Annotated in this window: 20 protein-coding genes; 12 read left to right on the top strand and 8 right to left on the bottom strand. The window is 65.8% G+C overall.

The annotated features are described in order from the left end of the window. The first annotated feature begins 30 nt into the window (after positions 1–30). Positions 31–693, top strand: coding sequence for a YggS family pyridoxal phosphate-dependent enzyme (locus LH20_RS21155; RefSeq protein WP_053555926.1), 663 nt, complete (start codon positions 31–33; stop codon positions 691–693). 188 nt (positions 694–881) lie between these two features. Here LH20_RS21155 and rpmG read toward each other — a convergent pair whose 3' ends face one another. From rpmG to LH20_RS21135, 4 genes are all read right to left on the bottom strand, one after another. Beyond that, positions 882–1,049 carry a 50S ribosomal protein L33 gene (gene rpmG, locus LH20_RS21150; protein ID WP_003042331.1) on the bottom strand — a complete coding sequence of 56 codons (168 nt, stop codon included), beginning with the start codon at positions 1,047–1,049 and terminating at the stop codon, positions 882–884. A gap of 208 nt (positions 1,050–1,257) precedes the next feature. Continuing rightward, positions 1,258–1,962, bottom strand: coding sequence for an energy transducer TonB (locus tag LH20_RS21145; protein ID WP_053555925.1), 705 nt, complete (start codon positions 1,960–1,962; stop codon positions 1,258–1,260). A gap of 193 nt (positions 1,963–2,155) precedes the next feature. Continuing rightward, positions 2,156–3,466, bottom strand: a complete 1,311-nt coding sequence (locus tag LH20_RS21140; protein WP_053555924.1) for a glutamate--tRNA ligase — start codon at positions 3,464–3,466, stop codon at positions 2,156–2,158. 35 nt (positions 3,467–3,501) lie between these two features. After that, the gene (locus LH20_RS21135; protein WP_053555923.1) at positions 3,502–5,163 is read right to left on the bottom strand and encodes an NAD+ synthase; all 1,662 of its coding nucleotides are present in this window, start codon (positions 5,161–5,163) and stop codon (positions 3,502–3,504) included. A gap of 181 nt (positions 5,164–5,344) precedes the next feature. Here LH20_RS21135 and LH20_RS21130 point away from each other — a divergent pair, with 181 nt between their 5' ends. Continuing rightward, on the top strand, positions 5,345–6,280 hold the full coding sequence (locus LH20_RS21130; protein ID WP_053555922.1) for a ribose-phosphate pyrophosphokinase: 936 nt from the start codon (positions 5,345–5,347) through the stop codon (positions 6,278–6,280). Positions 6,281–6,609: 329 nt separating this feature from the next. On the opposite strand, the gene LH20_RS21125 is transcribed toward LH20_RS21130, so the two are convergent. Further along, positions 6,610–7,152 carry a TetR/AcrR family transcriptional regulator gene (locus LH20_RS21125; protein ID WP_053555921.1) on the bottom strand — a complete coding sequence of 181 codons (543 nt, stop codon included), beginning with the start codon at positions 7,150–7,152 and terminating at the stop codon, positions 6,610–6,612. A 117-nt stretch (positions 7,153–7,269) separates the two neighbouring features. Between LH20_RS21125 and hisN the strand changes: the two genes are divergently transcribed. From hisN to LH20_RS21080, 9 genes are all read left to right on the top strand, one after another. Next, positions 7,270–8,052, top strand: a complete 783-nt coding sequence (gene hisN, locus LH20_RS21120) for a histidinol-phosphatase (protein ID WP_053555920.1) — start codon at positions 7,270–7,272, stop codon at positions 8,050–8,052. A gap of 15 nt (positions 8,053–8,067) precedes the next feature. Continuing rightward, positions 8,068–8,418 carry a GFA family protein gene (locus LH20_RS21115; RefSeq protein WP_053555919.1) on the top strand — a complete coding sequence of 117 codons (351 nt, stop codon included), beginning with the start codon at positions 8,068–8,070 and terminating at the stop codon, positions 8,416–8,418. 141 nt (positions 8,419–8,559) lie between these two features. Next, on the top strand, positions 8,560–8,763 hold the full coding sequence (gene rpmI / locus LH20_RS21110; protein WP_053555918.1) for a 50S ribosomal protein L35: 204 nt from the start codon (positions 8,560–8,562) through the stop codon (positions 8,761–8,763). A 13-nt stretch (positions 8,764–8,776) separates the two neighbouring features. Further along, complete coding sequence (gene rplT, locus LH20_RS21105) at positions 8,777–9,142, top strand: 50S ribosomal protein L20 (protein ID WP_053555917.1); 366 nt, start codon at positions 8,777–8,779, stop codon at positions 9,140–9,142. A gap of 329 nt (positions 9,143–9,471) precedes the next feature. After that, the gene (locus LH20_RS21100) at positions 9,472–10,383 is read left to right on the top strand and encodes a helix-turn-helix domain-containing protein (protein WP_083455529.1); all 912 of its coding nucleotides are present in this window, start codon (positions 9,472–9,474) and stop codon (positions 10,381–10,383) included. A 152-nt stretch (positions 10,384–10,535) separates the two neighbouring features. Continuing rightward, positions 10,536–11,636, top strand: a complete 1,101-nt coding sequence (pheS, locus tag LH20_RS21095) for a phenylalanine--tRNA ligase subunit alpha (protein WP_053555916.1) — start codon at positions 10,536–10,538, stop codon at positions 11,634–11,636. Then, positions 11,633–14,020 (top strand): phenylalanine--tRNA ligase subunit beta, encoded by a 2,388-nt coding sequence (gene pheT, locus LH20_RS21090; RefSeq protein ID WP_053555915.1) that lies wholly within the window; start codon positions 11,633–11,635, stop codon positions 14,018–14,020. Before pheS ends, pheT begins: the two co-directional genes overlap by 4 nt. 163 nt (positions 14,021–14,183) lie before the next feature. After that, on the top strand, positions 14,184–14,588 hold the full coding sequence (gene msrB / locus LH20_RS21085; protein WP_053555914.1) for a peptide-methionine (R)-S-oxide reductase MsrB: 405 nt from the start codon (positions 14,184–14,186) through the stop codon (positions 14,586–14,588). 72 nt (positions 14,589–14,660) lie between these two features. After that, positions 14,661–16,856 carry a transglycosylase domain-containing protein gene (locus LH20_RS21080; RefSeq protein ID WP_053555913.1) on the top strand — a complete coding sequence of 732 codons (2,196 nt, stop codon included), beginning with the start codon at positions 14,661–14,663 and terminating at the stop codon, positions 16,854–16,856. On the opposite strand, the gene LH20_RS21075 is transcribed toward LH20_RS21080, so the two are convergent. From LH20_RS21075 to LH20_RS21065, 3 genes are read right to left on the bottom strand one after another with little or no spacing between them, the layout of a single operon-like run. Then, positions 16,846–17,574 carry a M48 family metallopeptidase gene (locus LH20_RS21075; protein WP_235527053.1) on the bottom strand — a complete coding sequence of 243 codons (729 nt, stop codon included), beginning with the start codon at positions 17,572–17,574 and terminating at the stop codon, positions 16,846–16,848. The two genes, LH20_RS21080 and LH20_RS21075, sit on opposite strands and share 11 nt — an antisense overlap. Beyond that, positions 17,564–18,013, bottom strand: coding sequence for a YcgN family cysteine cluster protein (locus LH20_RS21070; RefSeq protein WP_053555912.1), 450 nt, complete (start codon positions 18,011–18,013; stop codon positions 17,564–17,566). The genes LH20_RS21075 and LH20_RS21070 overlap by 11 nt, the downstream gene beginning before the upstream one ends. Beyond that, the gene (locus tag LH20_RS21065; RefSeq protein WP_144423627.1) at positions 18,001–18,645 is read right to left on the bottom strand and encodes an SCO family protein; all 645 of its coding nucleotides are present in this window, start codon (positions 18,643–18,645) and stop codon (positions 18,001–18,003) included. Before LH20_RS21065 ends, LH20_RS21070 begins: the two co-directional genes overlap by 13 nt. 77 nt (positions 18,646–18,722) lie before the next feature. Here LH20_RS21065 and LH20_RS21060 point away from each other — a divergent pair, with 77 nt between their 5' ends. After that, complete coding sequence (locus tag LH20_RS21060) at positions 18,723–19,334, top strand: ankyrin repeat domain-containing protein (protein ID WP_053555911.1); 612 nt, start codon at positions 18,723–18,725, stop codon at positions 19,332–19,334. Positions 19,335–19,380 lie beyond the last annotated feature (46 nt).

The following is a 19,380-nucleotide window of genomic DNA, read 5'->3' as shown; positions in this document are numbered from 1 at the left end:
GCGCAACGGGCGCGCGGAACAGGAGGCGGGATGAGCAACGCGGCGGACAGGCTGGCCCTGGTGCAGACGGCGATAGCCGGAGCGGCGAAACGGGCGCAGCGGCACGCGGACGACATATGCCTGATCGCGGTGTCGAAAACGCACGATGCCGGGGCGATCCGCCCGCTGATCGCCGCGGGGCAGCGGCACTTCGGGGAGAATCGCGTGCAAGAGGCGGCCGCCAAATGGCCCGCGCTGCGCGCCGAGACGCCTGACATCACGCTCCATCTGATCGGTCAGCTTCAGTCGAACAAGGCCGAGGACGCGGTGGCGCTGTTCGACGCCATCCATTCGGTCGATCGCTCCTCGCTTGTCCAGGCCCTCGGCAAGGCATGCGCCAAGGCAGGTCGACAGCCGCAGTTGTTCGTGCAGGTCAATGTCGGCGCCGAGGCACAAAAGGGCGGCTGCGCGGTTGAGGACCTGCCCGGCCTGCTCGCCGAAGCTAAGGCGTCGGGACTGACGATCGACGGACTGATGGCGATCCCCCCTGCCCGCGTCGAACCTGCGCCCTATTTCGCCCTGCTCGACGAACTGGCGGAACGCCACAGCCTTCCCCTCCGCTCGATGGGCATGAGCGGCGATTACGAAACCGCGGTGATGCTGGGTGCGACGCACATCCGCGTGGGAACCGCGCTTTTCGGTACGCGGGCGTAGGCGCGGGTCAAAGGCGGGCTCGACCCACTCCCCCACGAGCGGCGACACACTAACGCCCGCCGCCGGACGTCATAGCCCACATTCATATCGCGCACATGAAAAGGGCGGCACGCGGCCGCCCTTCTGAACCCGGTTCGAAGCGGGATAGTGCATCTATCCGCGCGGGCAGAGCCGCGCGGAGGCCAGCATCACTTGATCTTGGCTTCCTTGAACTCGACGTGCTTGCGGGCACGCGGGTCATATTTGCGCACCGACATCTTCTCGGTCATCGTGCGGGGATTCTTCTTGGTCACATAGAAGAAGCCCGTATCGGCGGTGCTCACCAGCTTGATCTTGACGGTCGTCGGCTTGGCCATGGCCCTGTTCCTCGAAATATTGGCACATCTGCCGGGCGTCCGGCCGATGCGGCGGGACTGGTGGCCCCGGCGGTCGGTGTGAAAAACAAGAGGGCCGCGCTCTGGGCGCCGCCCCCATTTATCCGCGCGCCATTGGCGGGATTCGCGGGCTCTGTCAAGCAAAAGCAGCGGACGAAAGGCGCCAAGGCCCCTTCGTCCGGCCGCAATTTCATCCGTTCCGGATCTGGAAGCGAACGGTCATTTCCTTCCAGCTTTCCTCGGGCGTGCCACCACGCGTCGCGGGCCGGAAGCGCCATTTGGACAGCGCGCGCTTCTTTGCAGCCTCGAAAAAGGCAGGTTGATCGGCGCGCACCAGCTCAACTGCCTTCACGCGCCCGTCCGTCCCGATCAGCACGCGCAAGGTAACGCTGCCTTCCACCCCTGCGCGCTGTTCGCGAAGCGGATACTCGGGCTGGAACTGCCCGGCAAAGCGAGGGTCTACCTCTGCCAGGACGAGTTTGGGCGGGGCGGGATCAAGATCGACGGGACCGGGTAGAGGCAACGGCGCCGGGTCTAGCGCCGGAGGCCCTTTGATCACGCTATTGTCCGAAGCCGTGGGCAGCTTGACGAGGGTATCAACGGTTTCCGTCGCCTGCGCGCTTTTCGGCTGCGCCTTGATCTCGGGTTTCGGATCGGGCGGCGGCGCGGGCGGCGGAGGGAGTTCGATCAGCGTCCCCTCAATCGGGGCGATCACCGGTGCGGGTTCGACGATCATTGGCGATAGCGCCACGGCGACCACGAGCGCGGCCGGAAGGCCGATCGCAAATGCCGCCGCGATCGGTCGGTGCACCGCGCCGGGGTCATAGCCAGTAGCGCCGGCGAACGCCCGCTCGGGTTTGACGGTGAGGGCGGAAATCAGGGGTATCAGCGTCATGGCCTCTCTCCTCAGCCTGTGGCCCCCCGATCAATGCTGGTGTGCGCAAGTCAGCGAACGTACCGCGCAATGTCAGAAGGATCCCGTTCTTGTGATAGTATAACATCACTCAGCCTGTCAATCGGAGACAGGCACCACGAAACGTCATTCTTGAAGAGCCCCCGAGTCCGCATCGGGAGGGAGCCGGTCGAGGTCAAACGGCGGAGAGGCGCGCGGCGGCTTCCCCTTTCGCGATGAGCGGAAGCAGTTCGCGCATGTCCGGGCCGTGGTCGCGCCCGGTGAGCGCACGGCGGAGCGGGAGGAACAAGGCCCGGCCATTTGCCCCCGTCGCCGCTTTCACGGCGTCGGTCAGCGCGCCCCAGGGATCGGCGGACCAGTCCAGCGAATCCACCACCGCGGCCGCGGCGGCGAGCACGGGCCGATCCGCGGAATCGGGTTCAGGCGGCGCGAGGGGCCCGTCGAAAATGGCGGCCCAGTCCGCCGCCTCAGCGACGGTCATCAGGTTCGGGCGGATCGCGTTCCAGCGGGCTTCGCCGATCGCCGCAGGCAGCCGCTGCGCAACCGCGTGATACTCAGTGTGATGGAGGATCTTCTGGTTGAGCAGCGCAAGCTCGGTCTCGTCGAAACGCGCGGGCGCGCGCCCGAAACGCGCGAAATCGATGCCCGCGATCAGCGGAGCGAGGCTTGTCACCGGCTCGACCGGATCGCTTGTCCCGAGCCGCGCCAGCAGTGCTTCGAGTGCGATCGGCTCAATCCCCGCGTCGCGCAGTTGTCCCATGCCAAGCGCGCCAAGCCGCTTCGACAGTTTGCCCTCGGTGCCGACGAGCAGCGCCTCGTGCGCAAAATGAGGGGGCTCGGCGCCCAGCGCGGCGAACATCTGGATTTGCGCCGCGGTGTTTGAAACATGGTCCTCACCGCGCACGACGTGGCTGACCCCCATCGCGATATCATCAATGACGCTGGGGAGGAGATAGAGCCAGCTGCCGTCGGCGCGCCGCACCACGGGATCGGAGAGCGTCTTCGGGTCGAAATGCTGCGGCCCGCGAACCAGATCGGTCCATTCGATCGGCGCGTCATGGTCGAGCCGGAAGCGCCAGTGCGGTGCGACGCCCTCGGGCACCGGCGGGTCCTCGGGCTTGCGCTCATAGACCGGCGGCAAGCCCCGGGAGAGGAGGATTTTGCGGCGGATTTCCAGCTCCTCGGGGGTCTCGTAGCAGGCATAGACGCGTCCTGCCGACCTCAGCTTCTCAAATTCGGCCTCATAAAGAGGGAAGCGTTCCGACTGGCGCTCCTCGCCGTCGACATCGAGACCCAGCCACGCGAGGTCGGCGCGAATGCCTTCGACATATTCCTCCTTCGACCGCTCAAGATCGGTGTCGTCGATGCGGAGCAGAAAGCGCCCTCCATGCTTGCGCGCCCACATCCAGTTGTGAAGCGCGGTGCGAACATTGCCGACGTGGAGGTGGCCGGTCGGCGAGGGGGCGAAGCGGGTGGTGACGGTCATGGCGCGCCTATAGCCCGATTCGCCGTGAAGGCGAGTCAGCCCGTCCGGAATCCGTGACTGATCGGATAGCGGCGATCGCGCCCGAAGTTGCGGGTCGACAGCTTGACACCCGGCGGCGCCTGGCGGCGCTTATATTCAGCGATCATCAGCAGCCGCTCGATCCGCGCCACCGCGTCGCGCTCGAAACCATAGCGTTCGACCACATCGTCGACGCTCGCTTCCTCTTCGACGAGCATGTGGAGCATCCGGTCCAGATCGGCATAGGGTGGCAGGCTGTCCTCGTCCTTCTGGTCGGGGCGAAGCTCGGCACTGGGCGGCTTGCTGATGATGGAATCGGGCATCACCGGCGTCACGGGGTTGCGCGATAGACGCGGGAGATTCGCGTTACGCCATTTCGCGACCGCAAAGACGGTTGTCTTGTAGGCGTCCTTCAGCGGATTGTAGCCGCCCGCCATGTCGCCATAGATGGTCGCATAGCCGACGCTCATCTCGCTCTTGTTGCCGGTGGTGAGCAGCATCGGGCCGAATTTGTTGCTGAGGGCCATCAAGGTGACGCCGCGGATGCGTGACTGGATATTTTCCTCGGTAGTGTCGGCGGTGCGGCCGGCAAAGGTGCCGCTCAGCATCGCGTCGAACGCATCGATCGCATCGACGATCGGGATCGTATCGAGGCGGCAGCCGATCATCGCCGCGCAGGCGACCGCATCCTCAAGGCTCGCCTGACTGGTAAAGCGGCTGGGCAGCATTACGCTCCAGACCTTGTCGGGACCGAGCGCATCGGCGGCAATGGCGGCGCAGAGCGCTGAGTCGATTCCGCCCGAAAGTCCCAGCACGACGCCCGGGAAACGGTTGCGCTCGACATAGTCGCGCAAACTGAGGACCATTGCGCTGTAGATGTCGGCGGGGTGCGCCTCCCACTCGGCAATCGTACCGGCCTCGCAGGTCCAGCCGGTCCTGCTCTTTGTCCAGCGGGTGACGCGCTCCTCCTCCTCCCAGTCCACAAGCCGGTGCGCGGGGCGTCCGTCGGCATTGAGGATGAAGGAGCAACCGTCGAACACCAGCTCATCCTGTCCGCCGATGCGGTTGAGAAAAATGAGGGGCAGCCGGGTTTCGGCGACTCGCGCACCGAAGACCTGGCTGAGCCGCCGGTCGTCCTTGTCGATCTCATAGGGGCTGCCGTTGACCGATATCAGAAGCTCCGCGCCCTGCGCCGCGAGGTGGCCGCAAACGGCCGGAAACCAGCCGTCCTCGCAGATCGGCAGGCCAAGCTTCACCCCGCGCCATTCAACAATCTCGGGGAGCGGACCGGGAGCAAAGACGCGCTTTTCGTCAAAGGTCCCGTAGTTCGGAAGCTCATGCTTGCGCCGCGTCGCGACGACGCGGCCCTCATCGAGCAGGGCAACAATATTGTAGAGCCGCCCCTCGTCGTCGCGCTCGACTGAGCCTACGAGCATCGCCGGGCCGCCGCCGGTGGTATCGGCCGCGAGGTCGGTGAGCATCGCCCCGGCCCGCTCCGCGAGCGCGGGCTTCAGCACCAGGTCCTCGGGCGGATAGCCAACAAGCTGCAGTTCGGGAAAGACAATAAGGTCGGCCTCCTTATGCCGCGCGCGCACTGCGCGCATCGCGGCGGCATTGGCGGCAAGGTCGCCGACGATCTGGGTCATCTGGGACAGAACGATGGAGAGCTCGGTTGTCATGCCGAGGGTGTAGGCGCAACCGCCCCACCCGTTCAACCGAAGAGAAGCGTCCCCGGCCTCGGCCCTGATCGTCCCTCGGCGGCGGCGCCGGGCGCCGCGACACTTTAACCCCTTCCCCTTCGCCCGCCTGCTGGTTAAGGGGACCCGCAATCCCACCCCGCGCGAAAGGGCTTCGCACCCCATGAAACTCATCTCCGGCAACAGCAACCTGCCGCTGGCCCGTGCGATCGCCGATTATCTCGAGCTACCGCTGACCGATACCAGCGTGCGCCGCTTTGCTGACGAGGAAGTCTTCGTCGAGATACACGAGAATGTCCGCGGCCAGGATGTGTTCATCGTCCAGCCCACCAACTTCCCGGCGAACGACAATTTGATGGAGCTGCTGATCCTGACCGACGCGCTGCGACGCGCCTCGGCCAAGCGAATCACGGCAGTCATTCCCTATTTTGGCTATGCCCGCCAGGACCGGAAACCCGGCCCGCGCACCCCGATTTCGGCGAAGCTGGTCGCGAACCTCATCACCACCTCGGGCGCCGACCGCGTCCTCGCCATCGACCTCCACGCCGGGCAGATCCAGGGCTTTTTCGACATTCCGACCGACAATCTCTATGCCGCGCCGGTGATGAGCGCCGACATTCAGGCGCGCTTCGGTGGCAAGAATCTGATGGTCGTGTCGCCGGACGTGGGCGGCGTGGTGCGCGCGCGCGCGCTCGCCAAGCGCCTCGACAACGCCCCGCTCGCAATCGTCGACAAGCGGCGCGAGCGCGCGGGCGAGTCGGAAGTGATGAACATCATCGGCGACGTCGCGGGGCGCTTCTGCATATTGATCGACGACATCGTCGATTCGGCGGGAACACTCTGCAACGCCGCGGCCGCACTCAGAGCCGCGGGCGCAGAGGGCGTCGTCGCCTATTGCACGCACGGCGTCCTGTCGGGCGGCGCGGTCGCGCGCGTCGATGCAAGCGAGCTGACCGAGCTGGTCATCACCGACTCGATCCAGCCCACCGACGCAGTGAACGACAGCAAAAAGGTTCGCGCACTGACCGTCGCGCCGCTGCTTGGCGAAGCCATCAAACGCATCGCCGACGAAACAAGCGTCTCCTCGCTGTTCGACTGATGTCCTGCGACCCGGCCTTCATTCAGGTGACACCTTTTCTTGGTGTCGCCGCGATGAAGCCTCTGCTGGCCGTTTTTTCGCGATACGCAGGGTTTCACCGTTCATGAGAGCGTAGGCGGCCATGCCTATGTCGATGTGGGGGGCCATGCGCTCTGTGCCGAACCGGAACCCCGGCTTCGCGAACTTCCTGCCGAGCGTTGGGGCTCGCCTCGCGAGCAGCATTATGGCCAGCGGGAATTCCGGGTCCGCGGCCCCGAAGGCAATCTGATCACCTCTGGCGAGGGGTGGCCGGCAACGCTGGCCAGTGGGACTATCGCTTCGAAGCCTGATCAACGCGCCACGAGCGCGCCGGCTATATGGTCGAGTTGGCGGCGGAAGCTCTTGTGGTCGGGGACAGCATGAACCAGCCCGCGGGCCGTCGAGCACAGTGCCTGCGCCATGCTGCCCGCACGCGGCACGGCGGACCCCGGACCGCTGAGCCGAATCGCCTCGGTCATCGCCGCGACGAGCCGCCGTTCGGCGATCCGTACGGCTTCTGGCGGGTGAGGCTGCATGACAGCGACTATTTCTACCCCGTGGGGCGAGGCGTGGAGCGCATCGCGGTGCTGCCCGACCCAGGCGTCGAGTGCATCGGCGAGTCGATCGGGGAGCGTCCGCGCCGGCTGCTCGAGCGCCCGCAGCGCCTCGTCAAGCGAGCGGTCTATGAGCGCCTGCCCCGCCCAGCGCGCGAGGGCGTCCTTCGACCCGAAGTGGTTGTAGAGCGACTGGCGCGACACGCCGAGCGCCTGCGCGAGATCGGTCATTGATGCGCGGCGCAGCCCGTAGCGCGCAAAGGTCGCGATGACAGGTTCGAGGGGAAAGAATTCGGCCATTCGGTCACGAATTTACAGATTATATGAGAATTGTAAAACAGGTCAAAATCCTCTTCTGCTGGGCCTGGACGCGGTTGAGGCTGGCGGGCTCGGCGCGGCTCGGCTAGCGCTGCGCACATGTCGCTCGAATCCGATCTCGCGCTTGCCAACCGCCTCGCCGATGCAGCGGGCGCGGCCATCCGCCCCTTCTTTCGTGCCGACTGTGCGCACGAGGCAAAGGCCGACGCTTCGCCCGTGACCGACGCCGACCGCGGCGCCGAGACAGCGATGCGCCGCTTGCTGGAGGCCGAGGCGCCGCGCGACGGTATCATCGGAGAAGAATTTGGCACCGAGCGCGCCGGCGCCGCGCGCCAGTGGGTGCTCGACCCGATCGACGGCACGGTCAGCTTCATGGCGGGACGGCCAATCTTTGGTACGCTGATCGCGCTTTTGCAGGACGGCTGGCCGCTACTCGGCATCATTGACCAGCCGATAGCAGGTGAGCGCTGGGTGGGCGCGGCAGGTCGGCCGACACTGTTCAACGGCAAGGTCGCAGCGACGCGCACCTGCCGCAGTCTCGCCGATGCGACCCTCGCAACGACAGGGCCGCAATATTTTGCCGATCATGACGGCGAGCATTTCATGGCGCTCGCCGCGCGGACCGCACACAAGCGCATGGTGTTCGGCGGCGACTGCTACAATTATGGCCTGCTCGCAAGCGGCCATGTCGACCTGGTTGTCGAAGCGGGGCTAAAGCTTCATGATTTCGCGGCGCTGGTGCCGGTGGTCGAGGGCGCAGGCGGGACGATGTGCGATTGGAATGGCGAGCCGCTCCACGCTGAAAGCGACGGCCATGTCATCGCGCTGGGGGATCCCGCGCGGCTCGAGGACGTTATCGAGGGGCTCGCCTGCAACCACTGACCGGGAGGATCGACCATGGCCTATGACGGAAGCTGCCACTGCGGCGCGGTAACCTATACTGTCGAGGGCGAAATTCCCGGGACAGCAATGAGCTGCAACTGTTCGCACTGCAGGCGCAAGGGCTTTTTGCTGAGCTTCGTGCCGATCGACCAATTCCGCCTGACAAGCGGGTCCGACAAGCTCAAGACGTACCGGTTTCACAAGCATAATATCGACCACCAGTTCTGCACGGAGTGCGGCTGCCAGGGTTTTTCCGTCGGCACCGGCCCCGATGGGTCGAAGATGGCAGCAGTAAACCTGCGCTGCGTTCCCGGCGCCGACCTTGAGGCGCTGCATATTCAGAAGGTCGACGGGGCGAGCTTCTGAACGACGCGCGCCGATGGGCCTGCAAAGATCGCAATGCTTGCTTTTCCGCGCGAATCCCCCTAAGCGCGCGCCTTCCGATTGTATCGGCTGGCTACAAGGGCTGCCAGGCCGGTACCAAACGGACTTCCAAAGGAGACCAAAATGCCCAAATTGAAGACCAAGAGCGGTGTGAAGAAGCGCTTCAAGTTCACCGCCTCGGGCAAGGTGAAGCACGGCGTCGCCGGCAAGCGCCACCGCCTGATCAGCCACAATTCGAAATATATCCGCACCAACCGCGGCACCAGCGTGCTCAGCGATTCGGACGCGGCCCATGTGCGCCTCTGGGCGCCCTACGGCCTGAAGTAAGGAGCGCTAGACCATGTCACGCATCAAACGCGGCACGACGACGCGCGCCAAGCACAACCGGATCCTGAAGCAGGCGAAGGGCTATTACGGTCGTCGCAAGAACACGATCCGCGTTGCAAAGCAGGCCGTCGAAAAGGCGGGCCAGTACGCTTATCGCGACCGCAAGGTGAAGAAGCGGAGCTTCCGCGCACTGTGGATCCAGCGCATCAACGCGGCGGTCCGCGCCGAGGGTCTGACCTATTCGCAGTTCATGCACGGCGTGAAGCTGGCCGGCATCGAACTCGACCGCAAGGTCATGGCCGACCTGGCGATGAATGAAGGCGGGGTATTCACCGCGATTGTCGCGCAGGCGAAGGCAGCGCTGCCCGAGGCAGCCTGAGCTTCAGCCCGCATTGCCAAATCGAAAGGGCGGTCCCGGCGGGGCCGCCCTTTTCATGTGCGCATAGGCTCAAAATGAGACGGCGCCGGAGGCGAACCTCCCGCGCCGTCTCGGCGATGATCCGCGAGGATTCATCGCCCCCCTCCCTCCGAACCGATAAGCCGTGGGTCGCAGAAAGCTGACGGCCGGCGGAAGTTCCCCACAATTTGGCACAAGGCGTGCCCACAGGCGCCGATCTGTAGCGCCCCATGGCCGGAAAAAATTGTAAGAATCCGACAAACATCTGCCTAGCTTGTTGTTTTTTCCGAGGAACCTGACACCATCCCCCGATGACGGTGGGGAAGGCTATCGCCGCGGCCGGACCGGGTGGAGCGGAGACGCGCGTCGCCACGCGCTTCTTTCCTGTGTCCGCAGCACTCCGCCCCTATGCCAGCACCATCTATCTGACCGAGATAGACGCGCCTCCCGGAGAGCGGGTGGAGGATTATCTCCACCCCGAATGGGCCAATCTGCGCTTCATCGCGGGTGAGCCGCCGCTGGCAGCGATCGCGGGTGCAACTCCCGCAGTCGCCCCCGCCTTCATCGCGGCGGGACCCACGAGCATGGCGACCTATTTCGCCGCGGGGACAATGCGCGCCTGGGGCGTTGGGTTGCTGCCGATGGGATGGGCCAAATTTGTTCCATTATCCGCCGAGGCGCTCGCCGATCGTTTCTGCGACGGTGCCGCGCATCCCTCCTTTGCCGCCTTTGCGCCGCTCGGGCCCCTGCTCGCCGCAGCCAATAGTCCCGAAAGGGACGCGCGCATGATCGATGCGCATCTCGTCGGGCTGCTTGCCGAGGCGCCTCCCGACGAGCCCGCGATCCTCGCTGCGCACTGCGCGCTGGTCGATGACGATCTGCGCAGCGTCGCCGATCTTGCCGCCGCGCTCAATCTTTCCGAACGCTCGGTTGAACGACTGAGCCGCCGCGCATTCGGCTTTCCCCCGAAACTGCTGTTGCGCCGCCAGCGTTTTCTGCGCAGCCTCGCGCGCTTCATGCTCGATCCATCGATGGCGTGGACCGCCACGCTCGATCATCATTATCACGATCAGGCGCAATTCACCCGCGACTTCCAGCGCTTCATGGGGATGAGCCCCCGTACCTATGCTGCGCGCTCGAAGCCCATCCTCGGCGCCGCCGCGCTCGCCCGCGCCGCTGCCGCAGGGGAGGCAGTGCAGGGATTGCACCGTCCGCAGGGCTAGGGCGCCGCGCCATGCTTGGGGTTGACCCGCCCGGCTGCTTCGGTGCAAGCGGCGGCGGGCCGACAGCGGGTCTTCCGCCGCCAGCAGCTCAACAAACCAGGCAAGATACGTGGCGGCGCCGCCTGCGCTCCGCCGCCGCAGGACGAACGACGATGAGTGATTATTCGGCCATGCAGGCCCGTCTCGTGGCCGACATCGGTGGTGCCCCCGACCTCGACGCGCTCGAATCGCTGCGCGTCGCCGCGCTCGGGAAGACGGGCAGCGTCTCGGCGCTGCTGAAGACGCTGGGCGGGATGAGCCCCGAGGAGCGGCAGGAAAAGGGGCCGCAGATCCACGCACTGCGCGAAGCGGTCACCGCCGCGATTGCCGATCGCAAAGCCGCGCTCGAAGGCGCCGCGCTCGAGGCGAAGCTTGCGGACGAGCGGCTCGACATGACCCTCCCCGCCGCCGATGAACCGCGGGGGAGCGTCCATCCGGTAAGCCAGGTAATGGACGAGCTCGCGGAAATCTTCGCCGACATGGGCTTCGCGGTCGCAACAGGCCCCGAGATCGAGGATGACTGGCGCAATTTCACTGCGCTCAATATTCCCGAGACGCACCCCGCCCGCGCGATGCACGACACCTTCTATTTTCCCTCGCAAATGAACGATGCCGAGGGTCGCGCGATGTTGCTGCGGACGCACACATCGCCGGTGCAGATCCGGACGATGATGGATAAAGCGCCTCCCATCAGAATCATAGCGCCGGGCCGCGTCTATCGGAGCGACAGCGACGCGACGCACACGCCGATGTTCCACCAGGTGGAAGGCCTCGTCATCGACCGCGGCATCCACATGGGCCACCTCAAGTGGACGCTCGAAACCTTCCTCAAAGCCTATTTCGAGCGTGACGACATCGTGCTGCGACTACGTCCGTCCTATTTCCCTTTCACTGAGCCGTCGGCGGAAGTCGATGTCGGCTATGCTGTCGAAAAGGGTCGGCGCATCGTCGGCGGGTCGGGCGACGACGAAGGGCATGCGTGGATGGAGCTGCTCGGCAGCGGCATGGTCAACCGCCGCGTCATCGCCAATTGCGGGCTTGATCCCGACGAATGGCAGGGCTTCGCTTTCGGCGCCGGCATCGACCGGCTCGCAATGCTCAAATATGGCATGGACGATCTGCGCGCTTTCTTCGACGGCGACCTCCGCTGGCTGTCGCATTATGGATTTGGCGCTCTGTCGGTCCCGACGCTTTCCGGGGGGATTTCGGCATGAAGATTACCCTTGATTGGCTACGCCAGCATCTCGATGGCGATTTCGCCGTGGGCGACGTCGTTTCGACCCTGAATCGCATCGGCCACGAAGTCGAGGGCGTCGAGTATCCTGCCGAGAAGTTCGCAGGATTTCGCGTCGCCAAAGTGCTGACCGCCGAAAAGCATCCGCAGGCAGACAAGCTGCAGGTGCTCAGCGTCGATACCGGCGACGGTGGCGCACCGATCACGGTCGTCTGCGGTGCCCCCAATGCGCGCGCGGGTCTTGTCGGCGTACTCGGCCTGCCGGGAGCAATCGTCCCCGCCACCAAGTTGGTGCTGAAGGTCGCCGCCGTGCGCGGCGTTGAATCGAACGGGATGATGTGCTCGACGCGCGAGCTTGAGCTGGGCGACGACCATGATGGGATCATCGAGCTGCCTGCCGACGCGCCAGTCGGTACGCCCTTCGCAGACTATTCGGGCGTCGACGACCCGGTAATCGACATTTCGATCACGCCGAACAGGCAGGATTGCATGGGCGTGCGCGGAATTGCGCGCGACCTTGCCGCCGCCGGGCTCGGCACGCTGAAGCCGCTCGACGTCCCGACGATCGAGGGCGAAGAGGCGCCCGCGACCGAAATCCGGACCGACGACCCCGACGGCTGCCCGGCCTTTTACGGCCGCACGATCCGCGGCGTCACGAACGGCACCGCCCCCGAATGGATGCGGCGCCGGCTGGAGGCAATCGGGCAGCGTTCGATCTCCGCGCTCGTCGACATCAGCAATTACGTGATGTTCGACCTCGGCCGTCCGAGCCACATCTATGACCGCGCCAAGCTGTCGGGCGCACTCGTCGCCCGGCGCGCGCGCGCGGGCGAGACGGTCACGGCGCTCAACGGCAAGGACTATCGTCTGACCGATGCGATGACAGTGATCGCCGACGACAATGGCGTCCACGACATCGCCGGCATCATGGGCGGCGAACATTCGGGGTGCAGCGAAACGACGACCGACGTGCTCGTCGAAATCGCCTGGTTCACCCCTGAGCGTATCGCGCTGACCGGTCAGGCACTTGGCCTGACGAGCGATGCGCGCAGCCGATTCGAGCGCGGCGTCGACCCAGCTTTCCTTGACGATGCAACCGCGATTGTCTCGGGCTATATTCTCAACCTGTGTGGCGGTACCCCCTCGACCGTGACGCGCGCGGGAACGCCGCCTGTCGCCTCACGGCACATCGACTATGACCCGGCGCTTGCGCAAACGCTGGGCGGTGTCGCTATTCCGGAGGACCGTCAGCGCGCGATCCTCGAAGCGTTGGGCTTCACCATCATGGAGCTGGGGACGTTGTGGCAGGTCACCGTGCCGAGCTGGCGCCGCGACATGGATGGCCCCGCTGACATCGTCGAGGAGGTCGCGCGCATTCACGGGTTCGAGGCGATTCCATCGACCCCGCTGCCGCGCATCGAGGGCGTCGCAAAGCCGACCGCTACCACCGAACAATTGATCGAACGCCGCCTTCGCCGCGCTGCTGCAGCTGCAGGTTTTCACGAAGCGGTGACCTGGAGCTTCGTTTCGGAGCGCGAGGCAGCCCCCTTCGGTGGCGGGGCATGGACGCTCGCCAATCCGATCAGCGAGGACATGAAGGTCATGCGTCCCTCGCTGCTCCCGGGCCTGCTTTCGGCAGCAGCGCGCAACCAGAACCGCGGCGCCGCAAGCATCCGTCTGTTCGAGATCGGCCGCCGCTACCTCGCCGACGCCGAGCGTCCGACGCTCGCGGTGCTGATGACCGGCGAGAAGCGCGCGCGCAATTGGCAGACGGGAAAGGCCGCGCCCTTTGACGCCTTTGACGCAAAGGCCGCGGCGCTCACGCTGCTCGAGGCGGCGGGGGCGCCCGCCGATCGGTTGCAGGTCATGGAGGCCATCGCCGAAGGCGCGATCTGGCATCCCGGCCAATCAGCAACGCTGCGTCTCGGCCCCAAGGCAGTGCTCGCCGAGTTCGGCGCGCTCCACCCGGCGCTGACCCGGCATTTCGACGTCGCGGGCCCGGTGATGGCGGCACAGATCTTTCTCGATGCGACCCCCGCGAAGCGCGCGAGCGGTCCGGCTCGATCGGCCTTCACGCCGCCAGCGCTGCAATCGGTGCGCCGCGACTTTGCGTTCCTCGCCCCCGACACGCTTGCCGCGGCGGACCTCGTCCGCGCGATCCGCGGTGCCGACAAGACGAACATCGTCAATGCACGCCTGTTCGACCGCTTTGCCGGCCAAGGCGTCCCCTCGGGTCAGTTGAGCCTCGCGGTAGAGGTCGAGCTGCAGCCACAAGACAAGAGTTTCACCGACCCCGAGCTCAAGGCGATTGCCGACAAGGTGGTCGCCGCGGCCGCGAAACTGGGCGCCGTGCTGCGGGGCTAGCCATCATGCTTATGAGCACGGCGTCGGCCCTTGCTGATCACCGCATGGCGGCCCCACCGCGTCGAAAGCAGGGACAGACGGCCCTTGCGACGGGACTGCCGCGGAACGATATGAGGGGCAGAACGGCGTCCCGGCATCGGGCGCGCCCAGAGGAGTTCATGCCATGACCGATCCCAGAGCCGACCGCGACCTCGATCCAATGGCGCACCATGTGCTGCGTGAAGGCGGCACCGAACGCGCCTTCACCGGCAAATATGTCGATCACAAGGGCGATGGCATTTATCGCTGCGCGGGCTGCGGGGCACCATTATTCGACAGTCGCACCAAATATGACAGCGGCTCGGGCTGGCCGAGCTACACGGCGCCGGCCAACGAGGCCGCGGTGACCGAGTTGACCGACACCAGCCACGGGATGGTGCGCACCGAAGTACGCTGCGCGCGGTGTAAGGGACATCTCGGGCATGTCTTTCCCGACGGACCCGGGCCGGCAGGACTGCGCTATTGCATCAACAGCGCAGCGCTTGACTTCGCCGAGCGCGGGCAGGAAGAGGCAGAAAGCCGGCAATAGCGGAAAGCCGCCGGGGGGCCGACGTCAACGGGCCGCACCGGCAGGGGCGCGGCGAGGGAAGGAACAGAGGCTTTGCGCCGCGAAAGACAGCAGGCATCGTCGGGTAAATCACCATCGCGAAGCAAAAAGGGCCGCCCAGCAGGCCGTAGCGAAACCTCCCGCCTGCGGGTCTGGGTGCGCCGCATTGCCCGCTGGGGCATCGGCCTTGCAATCGTCGCTCTGGTGGCCATCGCGGTCGCGGTTGGAATTGCAGCGCAGCGCATCCCCAGCTTTGAGGAACTCAAGAAGTCGCCCGCCGGCCAGACCGTGCGCATCCACGCTGCCGACGGCACGATCTTTTTCTCGCTCGGCCCCAATTATGGACGCTGGTTGACCCTGCGCGAGACGCCGCGTGTCATGCAGGACGCAATGGTTGCGGTCGAAGACCGGCGCTTCCGCTACCATCCCGGCGTCGACCCGGTCGGCCTCGCGCGCGCCGGAGTGTTCGCGGTCGAGAATTATGGCAGTGGGCGGCGCATGCAGGGCGCCTCGACGATCACGCAGCAGCTCGCACGCAACGTCTTTCTGTCAAATAGCTACACCTGGTCGCGCAAGCTGCGCGAGATGGTGTTGGCAATGGCGCTCGAATGGAAATTCTCGAAGGACGAGATCCTCGAGCTTTATCTCAACAAGGTTTATTTCGGCGGCGGCAGCTATGGCATCGACGCCGCGTCCCGGCGTTTTTTTGGCCATAGCGCGACCGACATGAGCCTGTCGGAAGCTGCGGTAATCGCGGGGCTGGTAAAGGCGCCGTCGCGCTATTCGCCGACCGCCGACGCACAGGCGGCGCTGGGCCGCGCCGGGGTTGTCTTGAAGGTCATGGTCGATGCAGGAGTGATCACCCAGTCGCAGGCCGATGCTGCCAAGCCTGCCGACGTGGAACTGGCGCAGGAAACGGGCCAGAACAGCGCGCGCTATTTCACCGACTGGGCGCTGCCACAGCTCGACATGCTGATCGACGAGGGCAATGAGCCGATCGACGTCTATACGACGATCGACCTCGATATGCAGCGCGCGGCGACCGCGGCAATCCAGGCCAACGCCCCGAGCGGGGTACAAGGCGCGCTCGTCTCGCTCGATCGCGACGGTGCGGTGCGGGCGATGGTGGGCGGCACGGACTATGTCGCATCGAACTATAATCGGGCGACGCAGGCGGTTCGGCAGCCGGGGTCGGCGTGGAAGCTGTTCGTTTATATGGCAGCGCTGGAGGCGGGCTATAAGGTTGACGACGAAGTGGTCGACGAGCCGGTGACGATTGGCGGCTGGTCGCCCCGCAATTCGTCAGGCCGCTTCGCCGGACCGATGAGCCTGCGCACCGCATTTGCCTATTCGGTCAACACGGTTGCAGCGAAACTGGGAAGCGAGATCGGTTTTTCAGCGGTCGCCAATATGGCGCGTCGCTTCGGCATCACAACGCCGATCAACACCCATCCCTCGATGGTGCTGGGCAGCGCGGAGGTTCGCGTGATCGACATGACCGCCGCCTTTGCCGCGGTCGCGCGCAGAGGCGTGTCGGTTCAGCCCTACGGCATCACCAAGGTGACAACCGCCGACGGGCGCCTCCTCTATCAGCGCAAGCCCGAGGGCGGGCAGCAGTTGGTCGACAGCTGGGTCGCGGCGGGCATTACGGACCTACTGCAGACCGCGGTGAACACCGGTACCGGACGCGCAGCGCAGATCGGCCGGCCTGTCGCGGGCAAGACCGGAACGACATCGAGCAACAAGGACGGCTGGTTTCTCGGCTTTTCGAGCGGACTGACGACCGGCGTGTGGATGGGCCGCGACGATGCGAAGCCGGTCGGCGGGTTGCAGGGGGGCCGGGCGCCCGCCAAGGCCTTTGCCGACTATATGCGCATCGCTGTGGCGCGGCGCCCTGTCGAGGCTTTCGATACCGAGGTGAAGCTGCCCGAATGGCAGCTTGAAGAGGATGACGGCGCGATGTTCGGCGCGCCCGAAGAAGACGGGCTCGTTGACGAGAACGGCATGCCGATCGAGCTGCCCGGCATGGGCCTGCCCCCCGAAGACGGCGTCGCGCCGCCGCCTGTCGACGATGGCCCCGTACTCAACCAGCAATGGATCGAGGAGCAAACGGGGCGTCGGCGTCCTCCCGAGGGCACCGGCGGACCGAAGACCGTCCAACCGCCCCCTCCCCGATCAGCCCCGCCGGCTGTCCGCATTCCGCCAGCACGCGCGCCGCAGGGCGACGCGGGAGGCGAGGTCAGGCCGTAAAGCGGAAACGATGCAGACTGCGGCCTTCGCGCCGCAGCCAGCCGCGCGCCGCTGCAACGTCACCGTCGTGAAGCGTATCGACCAAGGCGTGAAACGCCGCGCTATGGTCCATGTGGCGCAGATGCGCGACCTCGTGCGCGACGGTGGCGCGCCGGACGTGCCCCGGCGCCATAATCAGCCGCCAGCTGTAACGCAGATCGCCCGCATAAGTGCAGCTGCCCCAGCGGCTTCGGGGGTCCCCGATGCCGACGCGCCCGACCCGCAGCCCGGCGGTCGCGGCGATCTCGCGGCTCTCGCGCTCCATCAACACCAGCGCCTCTGCCTTCATCCAGCGCTCGACGCGGCGCCCCACTGTCTCGGCCGGCCCGCCAAGAATGAGGGCATCTTCGGTGAGGCATAGCGCCCGGGGGCGCGTTGGGTCCCACTCGATGCGGCGTTCGATTCCGATGAAGGGAATGCAGGTGCCGGGACCGACGACGACCGGCGCCGCGGCCTTGCCAACCTGGGCGGCGATCCACTCATGCTGCTCGTCTGCCCATTGCAGCGCCTTGGCGCGGCTCGCGCGATGAGGGAGCGTCAACCGCAGCTCGGCGCGCGCGGCATCGAAAACAAGCCGATAGCGACGCGCTCGTGCATGAGGGACAAGGCGCACCGGCCAGGCTGCATCGCCGATTCGGATATGCGGGCCATCGGCCGCGCAGCGCGCATCAGACGACACGGTGCACCAGATGGTTTTCGAGCGGGCCTGCAACGTCTTCGCTCACCGTCCAGCCGACGATCGATTCGCCCGCGCGGTGCACGGCATCGCGGTCGCCGCAGACCAGATAATGCCACTCGGGCAGCGGCCGACCCTCGGCGCGCAGGCGGTAGGCGCAGCTTTGCGGAAGCCATTCTATGTCGGCGACCTTGCCCTTGGTCAGCGTGAGGCAGTCGGGGACATGGCGGCGCCGGTGCTTGTAATCGCCGCAGCGCGCGGTTTTGAGGTCGAGCAGGCGACATGCGACATTGGTCGGATAGACACGGCCCGTCTCCTCATCCTCCAGCTTGTGCAGGCAGCATTTGCCGCATCCGTCACACAGCGCCTCCCACTCGCCGGCGTCGAGGCTCGCCAGTGGCGCTTCCCAGAAGGGGCGTGCGAGCGGTCTTATTTCACCCATTTCGCTAGCTCGGCGGCGACCTTGTCTGGGGCACCCTCATCGCCATCGGTCGTGGGATCGTCGACCGGCAACATCGCGAGCGGCTTGCCCTCGGGGTCCATCAGAAAGGCAATCTGGGTGTGCGCCATCAGATAGCGATCGGGCGCCGATCCCTCGACCTTGTTGTAGACGACGACGTAGGCTTTGGCGACCTGCGCGATCTGCTCTGGTGTTCCAGTGAGCCCGAGCAGGCGCGGATGGTAACGGCTGACAAAGGCTCCCAGCGCCTCGGGCGTGTCGCGTGCCGGATCGATGGTGATGAACAGCGGCTGCACTCTTGCGCCGCGCTCGGGCGCGTCCTTCTCGAACCGGGCAAGACCACGCATCAGCTTTTGCAGGTCAACGGGGCAAATATCGGGGCAAAAGCTGTAGCCGAAATAGATGAGGCGATACTGGCCGGCGAAATCGCTGTCTCGGACGCTCCGGCCGTTCTGGTCGGTCAGCGTGAAGGGTCCGCCGATCCGCGCGCCTTCAAGCGGCGGACTCGCAGCGGGTGCCGACGCGGGACCGTCACAGCCCGCCAGGGCCGCGCCGAAAGCGAGGAGCAGGCTTGCACGAAACAGCTTTTGGCCCATATTCACGATATTCATCATCGGGCCAGCCTTGCGGGGGTAGGCGCTGAAAATCAACCTTTGCGTCGCACAGCGGCGCCTATTGACCGAGGTCGCTCATGTCTCGTCACGCAAAGCTGCGTTTCGCTTCGCTCTTCCTGCTTGCCGGACTCGCGGTATCGCCCGCGGCGGCGCAGTTCAGCGACACCTACAGCTTCCTGCAGGCCGTCCAGAGCCGCGATGGCGACAAGGCGACCAAGCTCCTGACGGACAATGACGCGCGGATCATCAATACGCGCAGCCCCGACAATGGGGAGACCGCGCTCGCCATCGTCGTCAAGCGCCGCGATCTTACCTGGCTCAAATTTCTGCTCGGCAAGGGCGCCGACCCTTCGATCGCCGACCGCCAAGGCACGACCCCGCTGATGCACGCGGCGCTGATCGGCTTTCCCGAAGCCGCGAGCGAACTGCTCGACCGCAAGGCGCCGATCGACCAGACCAACCGGCGAGGCGAAACGGCGCTGATCCTGGCGGTGCAGTCGCGCAACGCGTCCATGGTGCGACTGCTCGTGCGGCGCGGCGCCAATCCCGACAAAGCCGATCATATCGCGGGCATGTCTGCTCGCGACTATGCAAAGCGCGACGACCGCACCGGACAGATGCTCGAGCTGCTCGATGTCAAGGCCGACGGGACCCCGCGCGATTCGGGCGCTGCATTCGGCCCCAACTGAGCCAGCCAATGTGAGTTGCGAATTGACAATCACATTATGATGTGAA

The organism is Sphingopyxis sp. 113P3, assembly GCF_001278035.1.
Classification (GTDB): Bacteria; Pseudomonadota; Alphaproteobacteria; order Sphingomonadales; family Sphingomonadaceae; genus Sphingopyxis.
This window is presented reverse-complemented; position numbering and strand designations above follow the sequence as displayed.

Coding starts and splice junctions, on each gene's coding strand:
- LH20_RS21155 (WP_053555926.1), top strand. CDS start 31: ATGAGCAACGCGGCGGACAGGCTGGCCCTGGTGCAGACGGCGATAGCC.
- rpmG (WP_003042331.1), bottom strand. CDS start 1,049: ATGGCCAAGCCGACGACCGTCAAGATCAAGCTGGTGAGCACCGCCGAT.
- LH20_RS21145 (WP_053555925.1), bottom strand. CDS start 1,962: ATGACGCTGATACCCCTGATTTCCGCCCTCACCGTCAAACCCGAGCGG.
- LH20_RS21140 (WP_053555924.1), bottom strand. CDS start 3,466: ATGACCGTCACCACCCGCTTCGCCCCCTCGCCGACCGGCCACCTCCAC.
- LH20_RS21135 (WP_053555923.1), bottom strand. CDS start 5,163: ATGACAACCGAGCTCTCCATCGTTCTGTCCCAGATGACCCAGATCGTC.
- LH20_RS21130 (WP_053555922.1), top strand. CDS start 5,345: ATGAAACTCATCTCCGGCAACAGCAACCTGCCGCTGGCCCGTGCGATC.
- LH20_RS21125 (WP_053555921.1), bottom strand. CDS start 7,152: ATGGCCGAATTCTTTCCCCTCGAACCTGTCATCGCGACCTTTGCGCGC.
- hisN (WP_053555920.1), top strand. CDS start 7,270: ATGTCGCTCGAATCCGATCTCGCGCTTGCCAACCGCCTCGCCGATGCA.
- LH20_RS21115 (WP_053555919.1), top strand. CDS start 8,068: ATGGCCTATGACGGAAGCTGCCACTGCGGCGCGGTAACCTATACTGTC.
- rpmI (WP_053555918.1), top strand. CDS start 8,560: ATGCCCAAATTGAAGACCAAGAGCGGTGTGAAGAAGCGCTTCAAGTTC.
- rplT (WP_053555917.1), top strand. CDS start 8,777: ATGTCACGCATCAAACGCGGCACGACGACGCGCGCCAAGCACAACCGG.
- LH20_RS21100 (WP_083455529.1), top strand. CDS start 9,472: ATGACGGTGGGGAAGGCTATCGCCGCGGCCGGACCGGGTGGAGCGGAG.
- pheS (WP_053555916.1), top strand. CDS start 10,536: ATGAGTGATTATTCGGCCATGCAGGCCCGTCTCGTGGCCGACATCGGT.
- pheT (WP_053555915.1), top strand. CDS start 11,633: ATGAAGATTACCCTTGATTGGCTACGCCAGCATCTCGATGGCGATTTC.
- msrB (WP_053555914.1), top strand. CDS start 14,184: ATGACCGATCCCAGAGCCGACCGCGACCTCGATCCAATGGCGCACCAT.
- LH20_RS21070 (WP_053555912.1), bottom strand. CDS start 18,013: ATGGGTGAAATAAGACCGCTCGCACGCCCCTTCTGGGAAGCGCCACTG.
- LH20_RS21065 (WP_144423627.1), bottom strand. CDS start 18,645: ATGATGAATATCGTGAATATGGGCCAAAAGCTGTTTCGTGCAAGCCTG.
- LH20_RS21060 (WP_053555911.1), top strand. CDS start 18,723: ATGTCTCGTCACGCAAAGCTGCGTTTCGCTTCGCTCTTCCTGCTTGCC.